The 19,886-nt window shown below is 65.8% G+C and carries 15 protein-coding genes; 5 read left to right on the plus strand and 10 right to left on the minus strand.

Annotation, left to right across the window (positions count from 1 at the left end; all coding sequences use genetic code 11):
- Positions 1 to 103 precede the first annotated feature (103 nt).
- Together tamA and tamB are read left to right on the plus strand one after the other, a co-directional pair.
- Positions 104 to 1,996 (plus strand): autotransporter assembly complex protein TamA, encoded by a 1,893-nt coding sequence (tamA, locus tag HR9077_RS14410; protein ID WP_136067689.1) that lies wholly within the window; start codon positions 104 to 106, stop codon positions 1,994 to 1,996.
- Positions 1,993 to 6,030: an autotransporter assembly complex protein TamB gene (tamB, locus tag HR9077_RS14415; protein ID WP_244613259.1), complete on the plus strand. Its 4,038-nt coding sequence runs from the start codon at positions 1,993 to 1,995 to the stop codon at positions 6,028 to 6,030. Before tamA ends, tamB begins: the two co-directional genes overlap by 4 nt.
- Here the strand turns inward: tamB and HR9077_RS14420 are convergent.
- Positions 5,999 to 6,466, minus strand: a complete 468-nt coding sequence (locus tag HR9077_RS14420; protein WP_136067690.1) for a YchJ family protein — start codon at positions 6,464 to 6,466, stop codon at positions 5,999 to 6,001. The genes tamB and HR9077_RS14420 overlap by 32 nt on opposite strands.
- A 21-nt stretch (positions 6,467 to 6,487) precedes the next feature.
- Here HR9077_RS14420 and msrA point away from each other — a divergent pair, with 21 nt between their 5' ends.
- The gene (gene msrA / locus HR9077_RS14425) at positions 6,488 to 7,123 is read left to right on the plus strand and encodes a peptide-methionine (S)-S-oxide reductase MsrA (protein ID WP_136067691.1); all 636 of its coding nucleotides are present in this window, start codon (positions 6,488 to 6,490) and stop codon (positions 7,121 to 7,123) included.
- Between the two features lie 21 nt (positions 7,124 to 7,144).
- Here msrA and HR9077_RS14430 read toward each other — a convergent pair whose 3' ends face one another.
- The 9 genes from HR9077_RS14430 to can form a co-directional block, all read right to left on the minus strand.
- Positions 7,145 to 8,191, minus strand: coding sequence for a hydrolase (locus tag HR9077_RS14430; protein ID WP_348532933.1), 1,047 nt, complete (start codon positions 8,189 to 8,191; stop codon positions 7,145 to 7,147).
- A 65-nt stretch (positions 8,192 to 8,256) separates the two neighbouring features.
- The gene (gene pepQ, locus HR9077_RS14435) at positions 8,257 to 9,564 is read right to left on the minus strand and encodes a Xaa-Pro dipeptidase (protein ID WP_136067692.1); all 1,308 of its coding nucleotides are present in this window, start codon (positions 9,562 to 9,564) and stop codon (positions 8,257 to 8,259) included.
- Positions 9,561 to 10,472 carry a LysR family transcriptional regulator gene (locus HR9077_RS14440; RefSeq protein WP_136067693.1) on the minus strand — a complete coding sequence of 304 codons (912 nt, stop codon included), beginning with the start codon at positions 10,470 to 10,472 and terminating at the stop codon, positions 9,561 to 9,563. The genes pepQ and HR9077_RS14440 overlap by 4 nt, the downstream gene beginning before the upstream one ends.
- A 137-nt stretch (positions 10,473 to 10,609) precedes the next feature.
- Positions 10,610 to 11,668, minus strand: coding sequence for an ABC transporter ATP-binding protein (locus tag HR9077_RS14445; RefSeq protein ID WP_244613263.1), 1,059 nt, complete (start codon positions 11,666 to 11,668; stop codon positions 10,610 to 10,612).
- Complete coding sequence (locus HR9077_RS14450) at positions 11,665 to 12,693, minus strand: ABC transporter ATP-binding protein (RefSeq protein ID WP_136067694.1); 1,029 nt, start codon at positions 12,691 to 12,693, stop codon at positions 11,665 to 11,667. The genes HR9077_RS14445 and HR9077_RS14450 overlap by 4 nt, the downstream gene beginning before the upstream one ends.
- Positions 12,694 to 12,697: 4 nt before the next feature.
- Positions 12,698 to 13,645, minus strand: a complete 948-nt coding sequence (locus HR9077_RS14455; RefSeq protein WP_136067695.1) for an ABC transporter permease — start codon at positions 13,643 to 13,645, stop codon at positions 12,698 to 12,700.
- Entirely contained in the window at positions 13,642 to 14,688 is a 1,047-nt protein-coding gene (locus HR9077_RS14460; protein WP_136067696.1) for an ABC transporter permease, read from the minus strand. The genes HR9077_RS14455 and HR9077_RS14460 overlap by 4 nt, the downstream gene beginning before the upstream one ends.
- 133 nt (positions 14,689 to 14,821) lie before the next feature.
- Positions 14,822 to 16,399, minus strand: a complete 1,578-nt coding sequence (locus HR9077_RS14465; RefSeq protein ID WP_136067697.1) for an ABC transporter substrate-binding protein — start codon at positions 16,397 to 16,399, stop codon at positions 14,822 to 14,824.
- Positions 16,400 to 16,589: 190 nt separating this feature from the next.
- Positions 16,590 to 17,234 (minus strand): carbonate dehydratase, encoded by a 645-nt coding sequence (gene can / locus HR9077_RS14470; protein WP_244613265.1) that lies wholly within the window; start codon positions 17,232 to 17,234, stop codon positions 16,590 to 16,592.
- 153 nt (positions 17,235 to 17,387) lie between these two features.
- On the opposite strand from can, the gene gorA reads away from it, so the two are divergent.
- Positions 17,388 to 18,749, plus strand: a complete 1,362-nt coding sequence (gene gorA, locus HR9077_RS14475; RefSeq protein WP_136067699.1) for a glutathione-disulfide reductase — start codon at positions 17,388 to 17,390, stop codon at positions 18,747 to 18,749.
- 480 nt (positions 18,750 to 19,229) lie between these two features.
- Complete coding sequence (ectA, locus tag HR9077_RS14480; protein ID WP_136067700.1) at positions 19,230 to 19,808, plus strand: diaminobutyrate acetyltransferase; 579 nt, start codon at positions 19,230 to 19,232, stop codon at positions 19,806 to 19,808.
- Positions 19,809 to 19,886: the final 78 nt, after the last annotated feature.

A 19,886-nucleotide genomic window follows, 5' to 3' on the forward strand; every position in this document is an offset into this window, starting at 1 on the left:
TGTCTTCAGGGAGCCAGAGACACGAATGGAAGCAGTCATAGTCAACCGGTGCGATGACCGCTCGTCCGTCGGCGCTTCACCGCGGCCCGACGAGCGCTGATTCATGCACCTGCAGCGGCGCTATCTCGTCCCCCTCGTGCTGGCCCCCCTGATCGCTGCCATCCTGGCCGCAACCAGCGGCAGGGCATGGGCCATCGAGACCCGCGTCGAGGGACTCGAAGGGCCGGTTGCCGATAACGTCGTCAATTTTCTGGCGGGTCTCGAAGCGGCGGATTACGGCAGGGCGCGCCTGGAATCGGAAATTCAGCGCCGCAGTCGTGAAGCGCTCAAGGCCTACGGCTATTACGAACCCACGATCGATGTGAGCCTGGAAACGAGTGATGACGAGGATGTCGTCGAGCGCACCGTGGTCACCATCGACCCGGGCCCCCGGGTGACCGTCGAGACCCTGGACGTTCAGCTGGCCGGCGACGCTCGCAACGATCGCCACTTCCGCGACGCCATCGACGCCATGCCCCTCGAGGAGGGCGAGCCGCTCCTTCATGCGCCCTACGAAGGACTGCGCAGTCAGCTTTCCACGCTGGCGGCCGAGCGTGGCTACTTCGACGCCGCCTTTCCTCGCCACCGTATCGAAGTACGGCCCTGGCAACAGAGTGCGCGCATCTACCTGACCCTGGACAGTGGCGAGCGCTATCGCTTTGGTCGGGTCAGCTATTCCGGCAGCCAGATCGACGTTGCCAAGTTGCGCAACATGTTGCCCTTCGACGAGGGCGATCCCTACCTGGCCGGCCAGCTCGCCGAATACAACCAGCGCCTTGGCCAGACCAACTGGTTCCGGGGTATCAGCGTCAGGCCAATCATCGAGAGCGGTGCCTCGCTGGCCCAGGCCCAGCGCAGCTGGTGGCAGGCCGTCGATCGTCGCCCTGGCGACGGCGCGGCGGGGTCGGCCGTCGGGGAAACGTCGCCGTTGCTCGGCGCGGGGGCCCTCGAGGCGGCACGCAACGTTGCCATCCCGGGCCCGCCTCTGGTTCCCGTCGAAGTCAGCCTGATCCCCGCCGACCGCCATCAGTTCGAGGTGGGCATCGGCTACGCGACCGACGTCGGCGCGCGCACCCAGTTCAGATGGGACCAGCCCTGGCTCAACGAGGACGGCGACAGCCTCAACCATGAGCTGTACCTGTCCGCTCCCGAGCAGCAGTTCAGCGGTACCTACCGCATGCCGCTGGCCGATCCGCTGCGCGACAGCTACGAACTGCAATACGGCCTCAAGAATCTCGACAACGAAGACACCCAGAGCCTGGAGGCCTCGGTCGAGCTGGCTCGCGAATGGGTCTTCGACAACGGCTGGACGCAGCGCCTGTTCGTCCGTTCCACGTACGAGGACTTCAGACAGGCCGATCAGGAAGAGAATGTGCTGCTCTACTACCCGGGCGTCAGCTGGTCGCGCACCCGCACTCGCAACCCGCGCTTTCCCACCTGGGGTGACAGCCAGCGGCTGTCGCTGGCCGTTTCGGATACCAGCTGGGGATCGGATGCCGACTTCGTGCGGGGGACGCTGGACTCGCAGTGGATTCGCATGCTCGGGTCGAACTATCGCTTCATCGGGCGTACCAGCATCGGCGCGATGAGCACCAGCGATTTCGAAAAGATCCCGCCATCGCTGCGTTTCTTTACCGGCGGCGATCGCAGTGTCCGGGGTTATGGCTACGAGAGTCTCGCTCCGGAGAACGAAGACGGTGAACTGCTGGGCGGCCAGCAGAAATTCGTCGCCAGCATCGAGGCCCAGCGTCGCCTGACCGGCGACTGGTGGGGCGCGGCCTTCGTCGATACCGGTAACGCCTTCGACGACTGGTGGCCGCAGGACCTGGCGACCGGCGCCGGCCTGGGGGTTCGCTGGGTCTCGCCGGTCGGCCCCATAAGGCTGGATATCGCGCACCCCTTCGATAGCGAGGAGGACTCGTGGCGGCTGCACTTCGCCATAGGGCCCGAATTTTGATCATTCCCTGTCTGCGCTTGTTGCTCTGGCTACCCCTCTGGTTGCTTGGGCTGGTTTGCCTGTTGGCGGGCCTGGGGCTTTCACCCTGGGGAACCGCCTGGCTCGCCGAGCAGGGTGAACGGCGCGGTTTTTTCGAGTTCGAACGCGTCAGCGGCTCGCCGCTGGATACCTTCACCCTCGAAGGCTTCGTCATGCAGGCCGGACCGGCGCAGGTGCGCGTGGGGCACCTGCATCTGGCCTGGGCCGATGACTGCCTGCTCGAGGGCCGTTTATGCCTGAATGCACTCGAACTCGAGGATGTCGACGTCCGACTCGAGCAGTCCGGGCCGGCAACGACCGAGCAGCAGGCGACCGACGAGTCGGGCGGCCTGCCGACGATCGGCGTGCCGTTTCCGATCGAGTTGCGCGCGCTGGCGATCACTGACGTCGCCATACGACTCGCCGATGGCACGCGTTTCGAATGGCAGCGCTTCACCAGCGGGGCGCGAATCGCCGGCAGCGAGCTGACGCTGTTGCCGACCCGCCTGGAAAACGCCCGCCTGGCCTTGCCGGCATCACCGGGCCGGTCCCTGGCCGACACGACCGAGGGCCCGTCGGGCGACAGCGGCGTGCTCAGCGCATCGGCGATCGATGCCAGCATCGCCGTCACCGCACCGCGCACCGAATCGACGCCGACCTCCTCGCAACCGGCATCGACGCCGCTGGAGGCCCGGCCGAAGCGCTCGCTACCCGAGATCGAACTGCCGCTGGCAATACGCGCGCCCAGTATCGTGGTCAGCGACTTTCGCCTCGAAGGGCCTTCACCGCGCCGCATCGAACGGCTGGCATTCAGCCTCGAGGGCGAGGGCCACGCTCTGCGCCTGCACAGCCTGAATCTGATCTCACCCGATGCCGATGCGCAACTCTCGGCCTCGGTCGAGCTGCGCGACGACTACCCATTGACGGCAAGCCTGGAAGCGTTGGTCCACCAGCCGCCACTCGCCGGGCAGCGGCTCGACCTCGACATTTCCGGTTCGCTGGCCGACCTGACCGCCGACATCGAAGCCAGCGGTCCCGTCAGCGCCTCGCTCAGCGCCCATGCCGACGTCCTCGATCCCACCGTGCCCTTCGATGCCAGCCTGGACGCCGAGCGGCTGGCCTGGCCGCTCCCGGGACAGCCCGTCGACATCGAGGCCGCGCTGGCAGTCAGCGGCAACGCCGCCGAGGACGAAAGCGAGCAGGCCGCCGTCTTGCAGCCCCCCGACGGCAGCCCGCCCGACTACCGCGTGGAGGACCTCCAGCTACGCGCCGAGGGCGATCTCACCGGCTATCGGATGACGCTGAGGGGCCAAGTCTCGGGTCAGGCGCTGCCCGACAGCGTCGCGGTCGACCTGACGGGTAACGGCGATCTCGAGCACTTCGCCTGGCTGCCACTGTCGCTTTCCGCCGCCGAGGGCTCGCTGACCAGCCGTGGCGAGGTGCACTGGGCGCCGGACCTGACGGTCGACGCCACCATCGGTCTCGAGAATTTCGCGCTGGGCGCCGTCACCCAGGCGGTCGACGGAACGCTCAACGGCGATGCCCGGGTGCGCTTCAGCCAGCAGCAACAAGGCTGGCGACTGGCGGTGCCGGAACTGGCGATCGATGGCACGCTGCAAGGGCGGCCGCTCTCGTTGCAGGCCCGGCTCAGCGGCAATAGCGACATGCGCTGGCAGGTCGACACACTAGCGCTGCGCCAGGGACGCAATCGCCTGACCGCGCAGGGCACGATGGCCGACACTCTCGATCTGTCCGGGCGCCTCGACGCCCCGGCGCTGGATTCGCTGCTGCCCGCACTCGGCGGTTCGGCCAGCGGTCGCTTCAACCTGGGCGGAACGCTCGAGGCGCCGCAGATCACCGCCGAGCTGCGGGGCAGCGACCTGCGTTACGCCGACAATGGCATCGGCTCGCTGTCCCTGGATGCCGACGTCACCGGCCTCGACGATCCGCAACTCGACGTCGACCTGGGACTCGATGAAGTCACGGCGGGCGGGCAGCGCCTCAGCGAACTGAACCTCGGGCTCGACGGGCGACTCTCGCGGCATCGCCTGGATCTGACCCTGCAGGCCGGCGAGGGCATGCCCTTGTCGCGCGCCTCGCTGCGCATCGAGGGAGGCCTGAATGCCGAGCGGAGTCGTTACCGGGGCCAACTTTCCTCTCTCGAGGTCGACAGCGAACAGGCCGAGCTGCGGCTGGCCGAAGCGACGCCGTTCGCCGTCGACCTGGCCGCCAGCCGGTTCAGCATGCAGCCGTTCTGCCTGGTGCGTCAGCAGGGCGGGCGGCTGTGCGCCACGCAGGCATTGCAGGCCTCGCCCGACCAGGGCCGGGTGGTCATGGCCTTGCAGCGGATCCCCATGGATCTGCTGAGCCTTGTACTGCCCGAGGACTGGCGCGCCGCCGGCCAGAGCGACGGCCGGCTCGAGTTCTCGTGGTCGGCCGGCGCCAGCCGCTGGCAGGCCGATGCCGAGCTGCAAAGCCAGCTCGATCTGGAGGGTCTCGATGCCTATGGCAAACCCTGGGCCCTGCCGACGACGCAGCTCGAACTGAGCCTCGAGGCCGATCCCGCCCAGGCGAGCCTCGAGGCCCGGATGAATATCGACGAGGCCGGGGCGATCCACCTCCAGGCGGACGTCGAGGATCCCACCGGCGCGGCCACGCTGGACGGCCGGTTGCGTGTCGACGGGCTGGGCCTGGCGCCCTACCAGGCGCTGGTGGCCGGGGTCGATACGCTCGCGGGCACGCTCGACGGCGATATCGCCCTGGCGGGCTCCCTGACCAACCCCGATCTTGACGGTCGGCTGGTCCTAGACGGGCTGAGCGCCCAAGGCGGCGAGGTACCCGTTGAAGTCCGCGATGGCCGCCTGCAGATCGCATTGAGCGGCCATCGGGCCGACATCCAGGGCTTCGTTGCCGCCGAGCGGGGTCGCCTGGAGCTTTCCGGCGATGCGCGCTGGCCCGAGCCCGGCCAGTGGCAGGCCGACCTGGCGCTCGAGGGCGTCGAGGAGCCGCTGGAACTGACGATGCCCGAGTTCGGGCGCCTGCGGGTGGCACCGGACCTGCAGATTGCCGCTTCACCGGAGCTGTTGCAGATACGCGGCCGGGTCGGCATCCCCTGGGGGCGCCTCGAGGTCGGCCAGTTGCCGGCCTCGGCGGTGTCGCCGAGCAGCGATGAAGTGATCATCACCCGACGCGACGAGCAGCGCGCCCGGCGCGAGGCCGCCGAGGCCGCCGATGAAGCGGGCAAGGGCGCCGACGAAGCGACCGCCCAGGCACTGTCGGAAGCCGGCATGCGCCTCGACGTGCGCGTCGACCTGAACATCGGTCCCGACGTGCGCATCGCCGCCTATGGCCTCGAGGCCGAGCTGACCGGCGACCTGCAGGTGCGCCAGGGTAGCGGCCCGGTACAGCTGTTCGGCGATGTCAACCTGATCAATGGCGAATACAGTGCGTTCGGCCAGGATCTGGTGATTCGCAAGGGGCAGGTGCTGTTCAGCGGCCCGGCCTCGCAGCCACGCCTGCAGTTCGAGGCGATTCGCAATCCGGAGGCCACCGAGGATGACGTTATCGCCGGGCTGCGTGTCACCGGGCCGGCGGAGCAGCCCAACCTGGAAGTGTTTTCCGAGCCGGCGATGGCCGAGAGCCGGGCGCTGTCCTACCTGTTGCGCGGTCGCGCGCCGGATGACGCCGGCAGCGACGGCGCGCTGACGTCGGCACTGATCGGGCTGTCGCTATCGCGTACCGGCAACGCCGTCGGCCGCCTGGGGCAGGCCTTCGGGGTACAGGATCTGACCCTGGATACCGCCGGCAGCGGTGAGGATAGCCAGGTGGTGGTCAGCGGCCAGCTGTTCGAGGATCTCGAGGTCAGCTACGGCGTCGGGGTCTTCTCGCCGATCGCCGAATTGACACTGCGCTACAAGCTGATGCAGAACCTCTACCTGGAGGCGGTGACCGGGGCGGCCCAGGCGGTGGACCTGATCTACAGTTTCAGTCTCGGCCGCAGCAGCGCTTCGCCTTGAACCCGCTGCCGCATGGGCAGGGGGCGTTGCGGCCCACGCGCAGCCGCTGCCACTCGGCATCGCCATCCAGGTAGTACCACTGGCCGTCGGCGTGTCGAAAGCGGCTGGTTTCGTCGAGGGCGAGCCAGCCATCCGGCTGCCGGGCAATCGCCCGAAAGCGCACCCAGCCTTGATCGGCGCCATGCTCGCTGGCTTCGACAATCAGCCGCCGCCAGTGTGGCCCGGGTTCGCCGAGTTCGGCGCGCGATGGCCGGGTTTCCGGGGCCCAGCTGGCAATCAGGAAGTCGTTGTCGGCGAGGACGAAGGCGCTGAAGCGGGCGCGCATCAATGCCTCGGGCGTCGGCGCCCGGCCCGGGGCGACGTGAATCGGCGCGCAGCAGGTCGCATAGGAGAAGCGGCTGCCACACGGACAGGCAGCGGTCGGGGCAATTTCCATCGTTCAAGAGAGCTAGACATCATGTGGAGTAGAGACAAACAGCGCATGCCCACGCCGGAACAGGCCCTGCCGGGGCGCGACCGGGCGATGGCGATCAGTGGCATTCACGCCGTCACGCAGCGCTCGATGCTACCGCCTTTCCCGGCGGGCTACGAGGAGATCGTGCTCGGCCTGGGCTGCTTCTGGGGCGCCGAGCAGCTGTTCTGGGAGTTGCCCGGCGTGCATGTCACGGCGGTGGGTTATGCCGGCGGCTACACGCCCAACCCCAGTTACGAAGAGACCTGCTCCGGCATGACCGGACATGCCGAGGTCGTCAGGGTGGTCTTCGACCCGACGGTCATCGGCCTGCCCGAACTGCTGCAGGTATTCTGGGAGGCCCACGACCCGACCCAGGGGCTACGCCAGGGCAACGACATCGGCAGCCAGTACCGTTCGGCGATCTATACCACCGATCCCGATCAGCAGGCGCTTGCCGAACAGAGCCGGGCGCGTTACCAGCAGGCCCTGGGCAGCGAGAACATGGGGCCGATCACCACCGAGATCGCGCCGCTCAAGGCTTTCTACTACGCCGAGGAGTACCACCAGCAGTACCTGGTGAAGAATCCGGGAGGGTATTGCGGCCTCAAGGGCACCGGCGTGAGTTGCCCGATCGGCTGACGCAACGTGCACAGAGGCGCGTCATGAACGGCTGGCCGCGGCCCTGATGGGTGTCGGGATACTCGTCCAATCCGCGAGCTGGCGACCCACGCGATCGGCCAGCCAGGGATTCAGTCGGCCATTGCGGGTTTCGATGAAGCCGACATGGCCGCCCTGGCGAGCCACCTCGATGCGCACGGCATCGCTGGCCATCGGCAGCCGCGAGAAGAGATCGCCCGGCATGAAGGGGTCGTCGTCGGCATGCAGGATCAGCGTCGGCAGTTCGATGTCGCCGAGCAACCGGCCTGCCGAGGCACGGCGATAGTAATCGCTGGCCGAGGCGAATCCATGCAGCGGGGCAGTCACTTGGTTGTCGTAGGCCCAGAAGCTGTCGAGGCGCTCGAGCTGATGGGCGGCGAGGTCGATCGGCAACGGACCGCTGGCCATCTTGGCGGCGATCTTGCTGCGCAGCGCCTTGAGCAGATGCCGCTGGTAGACGCGGGCAAAGCCGCGATTCAGCGCATCGGCGCTGGCGGCCAGGTCGAGCGGCGCACTGACGACGATGGCGCCGGCCAGATCGAGACCGTCGCCGCCCTGTTCGGCGACCAGCTTGGCCAGCATGTTGCCGCCCAGCGAGACGCCGGCGGCGACCTTGATGGCGCGCGGATAGCGCTGCGCCAGTTGGCCGATCAGCCAGTAGGCGTCGGCTGTGTCGCCGGAATGATAGGCCCGTGGCAGCCGGTTGGGAGCCTGCCCGCACCCGCGGTAGTGCATGAGCAGCGCTCGCCAGCCGAGGCGGCTGGCCATGTTCAGCAGCTCGCGGGCGTAGGGCGAATCGAACGACCCCTCGAGGCCGTGGAAGAGAATGAACAACGGCGCATCGTCGGCGAGCGGCGCCGGACGAACCCAGGCCAGCTCGACGAAGTCGCCGTCGGGCAGGTTGAGGATCTCGATGTCGCGTTCCAGTGCCGGGAGCGGCAGCAGACGCGGCAGCAGGGTCTGGATATGGCGGTTGCCCAGGCCGCGCGCGGCGGTGAATGTGGCTGGAACGACGGTGCGTGCCATGCGGCCCCCATGATCGCTTGCCATGATCGCTCCTCCAGCATATCCCGCCCATCGCCGCTTACAAGGTGCCGATGGCAGCGGCCCGGGGCTTACTTGTCACGAGTCAAGTTGATCGGCCCGGCCTCGCCGATGACGATGTTGTCCTCGATGCGGATACCGCCATGGGGCGCCAGCCGCGCGACACCGGCCCAATCGATGTCGCGTCCCGCCGGCTCGGCCTGTAGCGGCTCGAGCAGCATCGGGATGATATAAAACCCCGGCTCCATGGTGACCACCATGCCGGCTTCCAGGGTGCGTGTCAGACGCAGGGCCGGATCGCGTTCGGGGGCTGGCAGCGGCTCACCGCGTGAATCGCACCGCCCGGCGACATCGTGTACCTGCAGACCCAGCGAATGACCCAGGCCGTGCGGACAGAATGCCCGGGTAATGCCACGTTCGACCGCCGCTTCGGACGAACACTCGATCAGCGCCTGCTCGCTCAGCAAGCGACCCAGCTCGAGGTGCATCCGCTCGTGCAGGGCGACGTAATCCAGCCCCGGTCTCAGCTCGGCGATCAAGCGCTGCTGCAGCCGCTCGACGCCCTCGATCAGGGCCGTGAACTGCGGATCGGCATCATCGCCTGCCCAGGTCCGGGTGATGTCCGAGGCGTAGCCGGCGACGCGTCGTCCGGCATCGAGAAGCAAGCTGTAACGATGCGGTGCGGCCTCGATGTCGTAATGCTGGTAGTGCAGCACCCCGGCATGTTCATTGAGCCCGACGATGTTCTGATAGGGCACCTGCGACTCGCGCTGACGGCTGGCCTTGAGGTAGGCGAGCTGGATGTCGAGCTCCGCGTCGCCGTCGAGGAAGGCCCGGCGGGCCGCCGCGTGGCCGGCCAGCGCCAGTTGATTGGCTTCGCGCAGGCAGGCGATCTCGTAGTCGCTCTTGCGCATGCGCAGTTCGTCGAGCGCCCGGCAGAGCGCCGGCGGGTTGAGCACCGCCCCGAGCCGTTCGGCCGTGGCGGCATCGACCTCGCCGACGATCGCCAGGCGGCCCCTGGGCGGAGCCGGTGGCACGGCGTCGTCGCCGGTCTCGATGGTGAAGCGCCGGGTCCAGGCCGCTTCCGGTAGCGACGGCGCGAGGTGCCAGAAATCGGCCGGGGCATGGATGCGCAGCAGGGGGCGCTGGCCGGGACGGATCAGCAGCCAGCTGTGCTCGATGCCGGCCAGCGGTACCCAGTGCAGGAAGTGCGCGAAGGTCGCGAAGCTGGCCTGCTGGTCGTCGCCGAAGAAGGGCCGCGGCGCGCCACTGTAAAGCAGCACGCCATCGTAGCCATGGGCCTCGAGCAGCCGGGCGTAGGCGTTTTCCAGGCCCTCCAGATGGGCATCGTGCTGGTCGTCGAGACGCGTTGCGCTCATGAGGGTGTCTCCTGTAGTTGTTGCCATAGCTCGTCGAGGCCGGGATGGCGGTGCGCTCGGCGCCGATAGAGGCGCACCTCGAGCGGAACGTTCCAGCGTGCGGGCCCGGCGGGTACCAGTTCGCCTGAATCCAGCGCACGCCGGGCGACCCGCTGGGGCAGCCAGCCGAGCCCGTAGCCTTGGATCACCAGTTCCTTGATGTTGGCGGTCTGCACGTTCTCGTTGAGCGTGCTCAGATAGCATTGCTGGGTGAGACGCATCAGGTGCGCCTCGATCACCTTCTGGATCAACCCGCGGGGATGATAGGCGATGCACGGCAACGGCTGGCGGCGCTGGCCGGGCAGGGCAAAGCGCGGTTGCCCGCAGTCGTCGGGCGCGCAGACCGGAATCAGCAGCTCCGTGTCGATGGATAGATATTCGAAACCGCTGGTGTCGACATCCAGCGATACCGGCTGTCGCGGCCAGTAGCACAGCGCGAGGTCGCATTCGTCGCGATCCAGGGCCCGGAAATAATCACCCAGCAGCCAGCTGGTGGCGCGCAGGTAGGGTTCGACCCGTTGCTGCAGTCCGTGCTGGTTAAGCCAGTCCGGCAGGATATAGGACAACGCACTCTGGGGGGCGGCGAGGACAATGCGCCGGGCCTGATCCTCGGCGATCTGGCCGATACGCTCGCGGGTCAGCCGCACGCGCTCGGTGATCTGTTCGCACAGGCGCAGGAATTCCTCGCCGGCCGGGGTCAGCGTGAGCGGCAGGCTCTGGCGATCGACGAGGGTAGTGCCCATCTCTTCCTCGAGCAGCTTGATGCGCCGCGAAAAGGTCGGCTGAGTGACGTTCTGGGCCTCGGCAGCCCGCGAGAAATGGCGCGTCCTGGCCAAGGTGATGAAGTCTTCCAACCAGCGAATCTCCATCGGTTTACCTCGTTTTGCTGACACGCGTGATGAGTCGACAGGGTGAGCAAGGCGGGGCCTGCGCTAACGGCGCCTGCCCAGGGCGAGCCGGAGCAGGCGCCGATTGCCGACTTTTCGTACAACCCCTAGAGCCCTGCTTAAATTCGCCCCTCTTCGACACCGTGACACGCCACCTGACTGCCCTGGGCTTCGATCAGCCGGGGAATCTCGCGCCGGCAACGTTCATTGGCATGCGGGCAGCGACCATGGAAGACGCAGCCCGAGGGCAGGTTGACCGGAGTGGGTACTTCGCCGGAGAGCTTTATATGGTCGGGGCCATCGTCCTCGAGACGCGGGATCGCCGAGAGCAGCGCCTGGGTGTAGGGATGGCGCGGGCGGTCGAACAGGCTACGGGTTTCGGCGATCTCACAGACCCGTCCCAGATACATCACCACCACGCGGGTCCCGAAGTGCTCGACCACCGCCAGGTCGTGGGTGATGAACAGGTAGGTAAGGTGATGGGCCTCCTGGGCGTCCATCAGCAGATTGAGCACCTGCGCCTGGATCGATACGTCGAGCGCCGATATCGGTTCGTCGGCGACGATGAACTCGGGTTCGACCACCAGTGCCCGGGCGATGGCGATACGCTGACGCTGGCCGCCGGAGAATTCGTGACCGAAGCGCTTGCCCCATTCGGGATCGATGCCCACCGAAGCCATCACCTCGGCGATCTTCTCGAGGATCCGTTCACGATTCCAGTCCGGATGATGGAAGCGCAGCGGTTCCTCGAGCGTCTGCTGGATGCTCATGCGCGGATTCAGCGACGCATAGGGATTCTGGAAGATCATCTGCATGCGCCGGCGGTAGGGCAGTAACTGACCCGGGCTGAGATGATCGATGCGCTGGCCGTCGTAGCGGATCTCGCCGGCGCTGGGGCTCAGCAGCCCCATCACCATGCGCGCCACCGTGGACTTGCCGCAGCCGGACTCGCCGACCACGCACAATGATTCGCCGCGCTTGACGTCGATGTCGACGCCATTAATGGCATGCACGAACTCCTGGCGACGCTTCAGCTTGCCGCCCTCGAAACGCAACTGTTCGAGGAAATCGCCGGAAAGCGGAAAGTGCTTTTCCAGCCCGCGGATCTGCAGCAGCGTCTCGCCGGCCTGCGCCGAATCGTCGTCCTGACGCTGTGAGGGTTTCATGACCTCGCTCATGGGGCCTCCCGTTGTTCGGCGTCGCCGGCCGGACGTGACTCGACCAGCTCGCGCACCATGTGACAGGCGACATCGCAATTGCCCGACCGCACGAACGTCGGGATCACCTCGCGACAGTCGCGCCGGCGTTCGCCGTTGGCGTCGACCGAAAAGCTGCAACGCGGGTGAAAGGCGCAGCCGGGCGGGGTGTTGGCCAGGCTGGGCATCGAACCGGGAATCTGGTTGAGACGCTGCCCGGGGGTGGCCATCTGCGGCAGGGCGTTGATCAGCCCCTGGGTGTAGGGATGCTGCGCGTCGTTGATGATCTCGCGGGTCGGCCCCTGCTCGATCACCCGACCGGCATACATCACCAGTGTGCGCTGGGTGACCTGGCTGACCACGCCCAGGTCGTGGGTGATCAGGATCAGCGCCACGTTGTGTTTCTCGCACAGCTCCAGCAGCAGCTCCATGATTTCCGCCTGGATGGTCACGTCGAGCGCGGTGGTGGGCTCGTCGGCGACGATCACGTCGGGATCGAGCAGCAGGGCGATGGCGATGATGATGCGCTGTCGCATGCCGCCGGAGAGCTCGTGGGGATACTGGTCCAGGCGCCGCTCGGGGGAGGGGATGTAGACCTGGCGCAACTTGTTGAGCGCGATCTCCCGGGCATCGCGGCTGCGGATGCGGCGGTGCGCCTTGAGGCACTCGACCATCTGCTCGCCGATGGTCAACACCGGATTGAGCGTCATCATCGGGTCCTGGAAGATCATCGAGACCTGATTGCCGCGCACCTGCTGCAGCTGCCGCGGCTTCATGGTGGTCAGCTCGCGGCCGTCGAAACGGATGCTGCCGCCGGCGATATAGCCCGGCTTGGCGATCAGGTTGAGAATGGTGAACGCGGCCACCGACTTGCCGGCACCGGACTCGCCCACGATCCCCAGGCGCTCGCCGCGATCCAGCGTGAAGCTGACACCGCGCAGCGCCTTGACTTCGCCCTGGCGCAGGGCAAAGCGCACATCGAGATTGGAAACTTCGAGTAAAGCCATGCGATCAGCCCTTGTAGAGTCGCGGGTTCATGACGTCGCGCAGCCAGTCGCCGAGCAGGTTGATCACCAGCACCAGCACCACCAGCACGGCCCCCGGAATCAGCGTGATCCACCAGGAACCCGACTGCAGGTAGTCGAAGCCGGACTTGATCAGCGAGCCCAGTGACGGCTGGGTTTCGGGCATGCCCAGGCCGAGGAACGACAGCGCCGCTTCCGAAATGATGGCGTTGGCGATCTGCACGGTGGAGATGACGAAGATCGGCGACAGGGTGTTGGGCAGGATGTGCCGGAACATGATGCGCTTGGCGCGAAAGCCCATCACCCGCGCGGCATCGACGTACTCCTTGCTGCGCTCGGCGAGCACCGAGGCGCGCACCGTGCGCGCGTACTGCGGCCACTCGGCGAGGCCGATGATCAGCACCAGAATGAACACCGCGTATTCACTGTAGACGGCGCCACCGAAGCTGGCCTTGATCACCGCGCCGACGATGATCGCCACCATCAGCGTGGAGAACGACAACTGAATGTCGGCCATGCGCATCAGGAAGGCATCGACGCGCCCGCCCAGGTAGCCGGCGAGCAGACCGAAGGTCACACCGAGCAGGGCCTGCATGATCACCGCGCCGAAGCCGATGATCAGCGATACGCGGGCACCGTAGAGGATCGTCGACAGCAGATCGCGGCCCTGGGCATCGGTGCCCAGCAGGTATTGCGGATCGCTGCCGTCGATCCAGAACGGTGGCAGCTCCGAGGCGAGGATGTCGATCTGCGCCAAATCGTAGGGGTTCATCGGCGACAGCCAGGGCGCCAGGATCGCCGCTGCCACCAATAGCACGAAGATGATGAAGCAGACCTGGGCGATCCAGTCGCGCTTGAAGCTGTAGAGCAGATAGGAGCTTCGAAAGCGCGCCCAGCGAGAGGGGGCCGGGGAAGAGGTCGAGGCGGTAGTCATGCGGGCTTCCCTGTGAGTTTCACGGTGGGATTGACCAGGCCGTAGATCAGATCGACCAGGGTATTGGTGATCACGAAAATCAGGCCGACGATCATCAGGTAGGTGACGATCAGCGGGATGTCGGAACGTTCGATGGCATCCAGGAACATCAGCCCCACGCCCGGCCACTGGAAGACCGTCTCGGTGAGGATGGTGTAGGCGACCAGCGTGCCGATCTGCACGCCGCCCACGGTGATCACCGGCAGCATGGTGTTCTTCAGCGCGTGCAGGAAGTAGATGCGGCGCATGCTGATGCCCTTGGCCTTGGCGAACTTGACGTACTCGGACTGCAGCACCTCGAGCATTTCGGCGCGGATCAGGCGAATGAACAGCGGCAGCATGATCGAGGCCAGCGATATCGCCGGCAGCACCAGGTAGGACAGCCCCTCCAGCGAGGCGAAGTTGGTGCTCCAGGTGCCGATCACGTGAACCACGTCGCCGCGCCCGTAGGCGGGCATGCCGCCATCGGTCGACAGTACGCCGTTGAGCCAGCCGCCCCAGCCTGTGTCGGCGGGAAACAACGTGAACTGCACGCCGATGGCGAATATCTGGATCAGCACGATGGCAGTGAGGAATACCGGTATCGAGATGCCGACGATCGAGAGGCCCATGAACAGCCGGGAGAGTGCCGCGCGGGGCTTGATGGCGCTGTAGACGCCTATCGGCACCGACAGCAGGATAATCAGCAGGGTCGTTGCGAACACCAGTTCCAGGGTCGCCGGCAGGTGACGCAGGACCACGTCGATGGTTGGCTCGCCGTAGAAGTAGGAATAGCCGAAGTCGAACTGTGCGGCATTCTTGGCGAAGCGCAGATACTGCACCATGAACGGGTCATTGAGGCCCAGCTCCTCGCGCAGTTCGGCGCGTTCGCTCTCGGGCACCGACTGACCGACCATCTGCTGGATGGGGTCGCCGAGGTTGTCCTGGATGGCGAAGCTGATCACGCTGATGATGAACATCACCAGGAAGGCGTGAAACAGGCGCTTGATCAGAAAGGCAATCATGGATTGCGGGCCCTGTTGGCAAACGAAGGGCGCCCGGGCGGTCGTCGACCGTCAGGACGCACTTGCTCGGCTTGAAATTCGAAGCGACTGACCGCTCGCCGGCTTGCACCGTCGAGCGGCGGGTGGGTGCGGCTTATTCCGGGTTGACGACCACGTCCCCCAGGTAGGGGAAGTTCATGACGTTGAGTACCGGCTCGATCTGAACGTTGTCGTCGGCGGCCCAGGCCAGGTCCTGCCAGTGCAACGGGATGAAGGCGGCATCGTCGTAGAGACCTTTCTCCACCGCCTGAAGCATCTTGGCGCGCTGCTCGCGATCGGTCTCGAGGTTGGCCGCGGCGACTTTCTCGTCGAGCTCGGGGTTGCAGTAGTTGCCCGAGTTGTACTGGCCGGCGCCGGTGTCGGCGTTGGGGCACTCGGTGAGGTACTGGAAGAAGTTCGCCGAATCCTCGGTGTCGGCGTGCCAGCCGATCAGCATCATATCGGCGGCACGATCGTCGAACTCGGACCAGTACTGCGCCTTGGGCAGCGTCTTGAGATCCACCGTGACGTTGATCCGCGCCAGCATCGCCGACACGGCCTGGGCGATCTGGGCGTCGTTCACGTAGCGGTTGTTGGGCGCCATCATGGTGATGCTGAAGCCATCCTCGTAGCCGGCTTCCTGCATCAGCTGCTTGGCCTTCTCCAGGTCGTAGCGCGGCTTCAGATCCGGGTTGTGACCGTCGTAGCCTTCCGGCGAGAGCTGCGCGGCCGGCGTGGCGAAGCCCTTCATCAGGCGGTCGGCGATTGCCTCCTGGTTGACCGCATAGGCGAAGGCCTGGCGGACCTTGGGGTCCTTGAAGGCCTCGACGCGCTTCTGGTTCATCTGCATCATGATGATGCGGGTGCCCGACATGGTCACCAGCTTGACGTCGTCGGCGGCGCGGACCCGCTCCAGATCGTTGGGCGGCACCGGGGCGATGAAGTCGACGTCGCCGGAGAGCAGGGCGGCCACGCGGGTGGCGTTCTCGCTGATCGGGGTCATCACGATGTGGTCGACGTTGCCCGGCGACTGCTCGTCCCAGTAATCCTCGAAGCGCTCGAACTCGATCTTGACGCCCTGCTGCCTTTCGGTGACCTGATAGGGGCCGGTACCCGATACGTGACGCGAAGCGTAGGAGTTGCCGTTCTTGACGATATCGCTCTTGTCCTTGCCAGCGTCGGTTTCGCCGGAATAGAACTGGCTATCCATCGGGAAGATATAGGTGGCCAGGTTGAGCAGCAGCGGATAGGGCTTCTCGGTGTGGAACTTGACGGTATGCTCGTCGACCACCTCGACGCTGGCGATCGGCTCGAAGATCGCCTTGAAGTCGGCGCTGCGCTGGAGGCGCTCGACGGTCCAGGCGACATCCTTGGCGGTGAAGGCGTTGCCGCTGTGGAACTTGACGCCCTCGCGGAGCTTCATCTGCAGCGTGGTGTCGTCGAGCTGCTCCCACTCGGTGGCCAGGCGCGGCTCGAATTCGAAATCCTGGGTCCAGCGTACCAGCGGGTCGAAGACCAGATGGGAGAGTTGCAGCATCCCGCCGGACAGCTGCTCGTGGATGTCCAGCGAGACGGGGTCGGCGTCATAGGCGACGCGCAACGTGATGTCCTGATCGTCCTGAGCGATGGCCGCCATGGGCAGGCTCAGCGAGGCACCCACCAAGCTGGCAAGCAGTGTTTTCTTGAATGTCATGGTCAAAAACCCGAAATGGTTGATTGTTCGTTGTATGACCCTGAGGTCCCGGTATCACCATAGAGAGCGGGGCAGGGCGGGACAATCGAAAAACTGACAGGCGCCATACGCGCGGCGTATGGCGCCTGGGGCGAGCCTGGCCTGATGCCCCGCTCGGCGACACCTTGCAATCGGCCCGGATGCGGCCCGTTCAGTCGGCCGGGGACGCCGGCTCGATGCGGTCGACGCGATAGAGCTGTGAAACCTGATCGAGTCCCTCTGTCGTGCATTCGAGATCGGTGACGCGGCCGTCGCTGAGACCGTAGACCCAGCCATGGACGGCCAGCGGCTGGCCACGCAACCAGGCGCGCTGGATGATCTTGGTCTGGCACAGGTTGGCCACCTGGGCACGCACGTTGTGCTCGCACATGCGATCGACCTGCTGGTCGAGCGGCAGCTCCTCGAGGCTGTCGCGATGGCGGCTATAGAGCTCGCGTATCGAGTGCAGCCAGTAGTCGACCACACCGAACTCGCCACCGGTGATCGCCGCCCTGACGCCGCCGCACCCGTAATGGCCGACCACCATGATGTGCTTGACCTTGAGCACGTCGACGGCGAACTGGACCACCGACAGGGCGTTCATGTCGTTGTGCTGGAGAAGGTTGGCCACGTTGCGGTGGACGAAGACCTCGCCGGGGGGAAGGTCGATGATCTGGTTGGCGGGGACCCGGCTATCCGAGCAGCCGATCCATAGATAGTCCGGATTCTGCTGTTGCGACAGGCGAGCAAAGAAATCCGGATCCTGGCGACTCACTTTTTCGGCCCACTCGCGGTTGCGCTCCAGTAGACGTTGCATTTCGGTTTTCATATAAGGGGCTCCTGATGGTCAGACCGCTCGGCGGCTAGCATTCTTTATCAGCGGTATAGAGAGGGTCAATGGCAAGGGCCTCCCGGCAGGCCGACACGGCTGTTATCATCGCCGTCAATTGGTAAACAGGAGAGAAAGCAAGTGGCTGAGTACGATTACGATTTGTTCGTCATCGGTGCCGGCTCGGGGGGCGTGCGTGCCGCACGCACCGCCGCCGCGACCGGTGCCCGAGTTGCCATCGCCGAGGACCGCTATCTCGGGGGCACCTGCGTCAACGTAGGTTGCGTACCCAAGAAGCTCTATTCCTATGCCGCGCATTTCCACGAAGCCTTCGCGGATAGCGCCGGTTTCGGTTGGCAATTGCCCGAGGCACCGCGCTTCGACTGGGCCACTCTGCGCGACAACAAGATCGACGAGATCAAGCGTCTCAACGGCATCTACAACCGCCTGCTCGACAACGCCGGGGTGACGCTGATCAACACCCGCGCCAAGGTCGTCGACGGCCATCGCGTCGAGGTCAACGGCGAGACGGTCAGTGCCGAAAAGATCCTCGTCGCGGTCGGCGGCTGGCCGTGGATTCCCGACTTTCCCGGCAACGAGCATGTGCTCGATTCCAACCGGGTATTCGATCTCGACACGTTCCCCAAGCGTTTTCTGGTCCTGGGCGGCGGTTACATCGCCGTCGAGTTCGCCAGCATCTTCAACGGCCTGGGCAGTGAATCGCATCTGGTCTACCGCGGTGCGCTGTTCCTGCGCGGCTTCGACCACGAAGTTCGCGAGTTCACCCGCGACGAGATGGCCAAGAAGGGCGTCAACCTGCACTTCGAAACCACCATCGAAGCCATCGAAAAGCAGGGCGACGCTCTTCAAGTGACCCTGACCAACGGCGAGACCCTCGAAGTCGACGCCGTGCTCGCGGCGACAGGCCGTCGCCCGCACCTGGCCGGGCTGGGCCTGGACCAGCTCGATGTCGCCCTCAACCCCGACGGCACGCTCAAGGTCAACGAGCGCTACGAAACGTCGATCCCCTCGATACTCGCGCTCGGCGACGTCACCGGCGGCCCCGAGCTGACGCCAGTGGCGCTGACCGAGGCCATGCATATGGTGCAGCACCATTTCACCTCGAATCCGCCGGGTCCGCTGGATTACCGGAACATCGCCACGGCGGTGTTCTGTCACCCCAATATCGGTACCGTGGGGCTGAGCGAAGAGCAGGCGCGTGCCGAGTACGACGACGTGCGCATCTATACCGCCGACTTCCGGCCCATGAAGCACACGCTGTCGGGAAGCGACGAGCGCTGCCTGATGAAGCTGATCGTCGACGACGCCAGCGACCGTGTCGTGGGCGCGCACATGGTCGGCGAGGAAGCGGGCGAGATCATCCAGGGCATCGCCATCGCCGTACGCGCGGGACTGAGCAAGACCGACTTCGACGCCACCGTCGGTATCCACCCGACCGGCGCCGAGGAGTTCGTCACCATGCGCACGCCCAGCCGGCGCTGACCCGATAGCCGGCGGGCAAGCGGTTGGCGAGCCGCAGCAGTGGCCGCCACACGCCAGAACAGGCCACCCAAGGGTGGCCTGTTTCGTTTGGGCCCCGGCTTCAATCCTCGATAAAAGCCGGGCGCTCCGTTCGGGTCCTGACGGCATCGTCCGATCGCCGCGAATCTGTCATTCAGGTCATCGACAAGCCCGTGGTTGGACTAGGGTTGGCGAGCCCAGCAGTGACCGCCACGGTCCCGGCTTCAATCCTCGACAAGAGCCGGGCGCTCCGTTCGGGTCCTGACGGAATCGTCCGATCGCCGCGAATCTGTCATTCAGGTCATCGACAAGTCCGTGGTTGGGCTAGACTTGGTTGAGGGCGACTCGCTCCATGCATAACCAACCCTTATGGAGCACGCTCGGAGCGATAACCGTTTTTTTGATTTATCCCTAAGTGCCTGTTAAAGTTCACCACAAATTCGCAACGGCGAACCCGACCTCATGAACATGACAACGCAGCCCTTCATCCCCTCGGCCGACCTGGCGAAGCCCAGCGTCGCGGATGCCATAGTGGGTCATGAGCACAACCCGTTGTTCATCCGCAAACCCACCACCGACGATGGCTGGGCCATCTACGAGCTCGTCAAGTCCTGCCCGCCGCTCGACGTCAACTCCGCCTACGCCTACCTGCTGCTGGCGACCCAGTTTCGTGACAGTTGCGCCGTCGCCACCGACGAGGAGGGCGAAGTGGTTGGCTTCGTCTCGGGCTATCCCAAGCGCAACGCGCCGGACACCTATTTCCTGTGGCAAGTCGCCGTCGGCGAAAAGGCCCGCGGTACCGGCCTCGCCCGGCGTCTGGTCGAGGCCGTGATGCACCGCCCGCAGATGGCCCAGGTTCGGCACATGGAAACCACCATCACGCCGGACAACCAGGCGTCCTGGGGGCTCTTCAAGCGACTCGCCGACCGTTGGCAGGCGCCACTGAACAGTCGCGAATACTTTTCCACCGACCAGCTCGGTGGCGAGCACGACCCGGAAAACCTGGTACGCATCGGCCCCTTCGATCCCGAGCGGATCTGATTCGAGCCGCATGCCCGTGGCTACGTGCCATGTCCCTTTCGACGCCTTGCGTCCAGGCGTCATGTCATCACACGTCAC

The organism is Modicisalibacter radicis, from assembly GCF_900961225.1.
Taxonomy (GTDB): domain Bacteria; phylum Pseudomonadota; class Gammaproteobacteria; order Pseudomonadales; family Halomonadaceae; genus Modicisalibacter.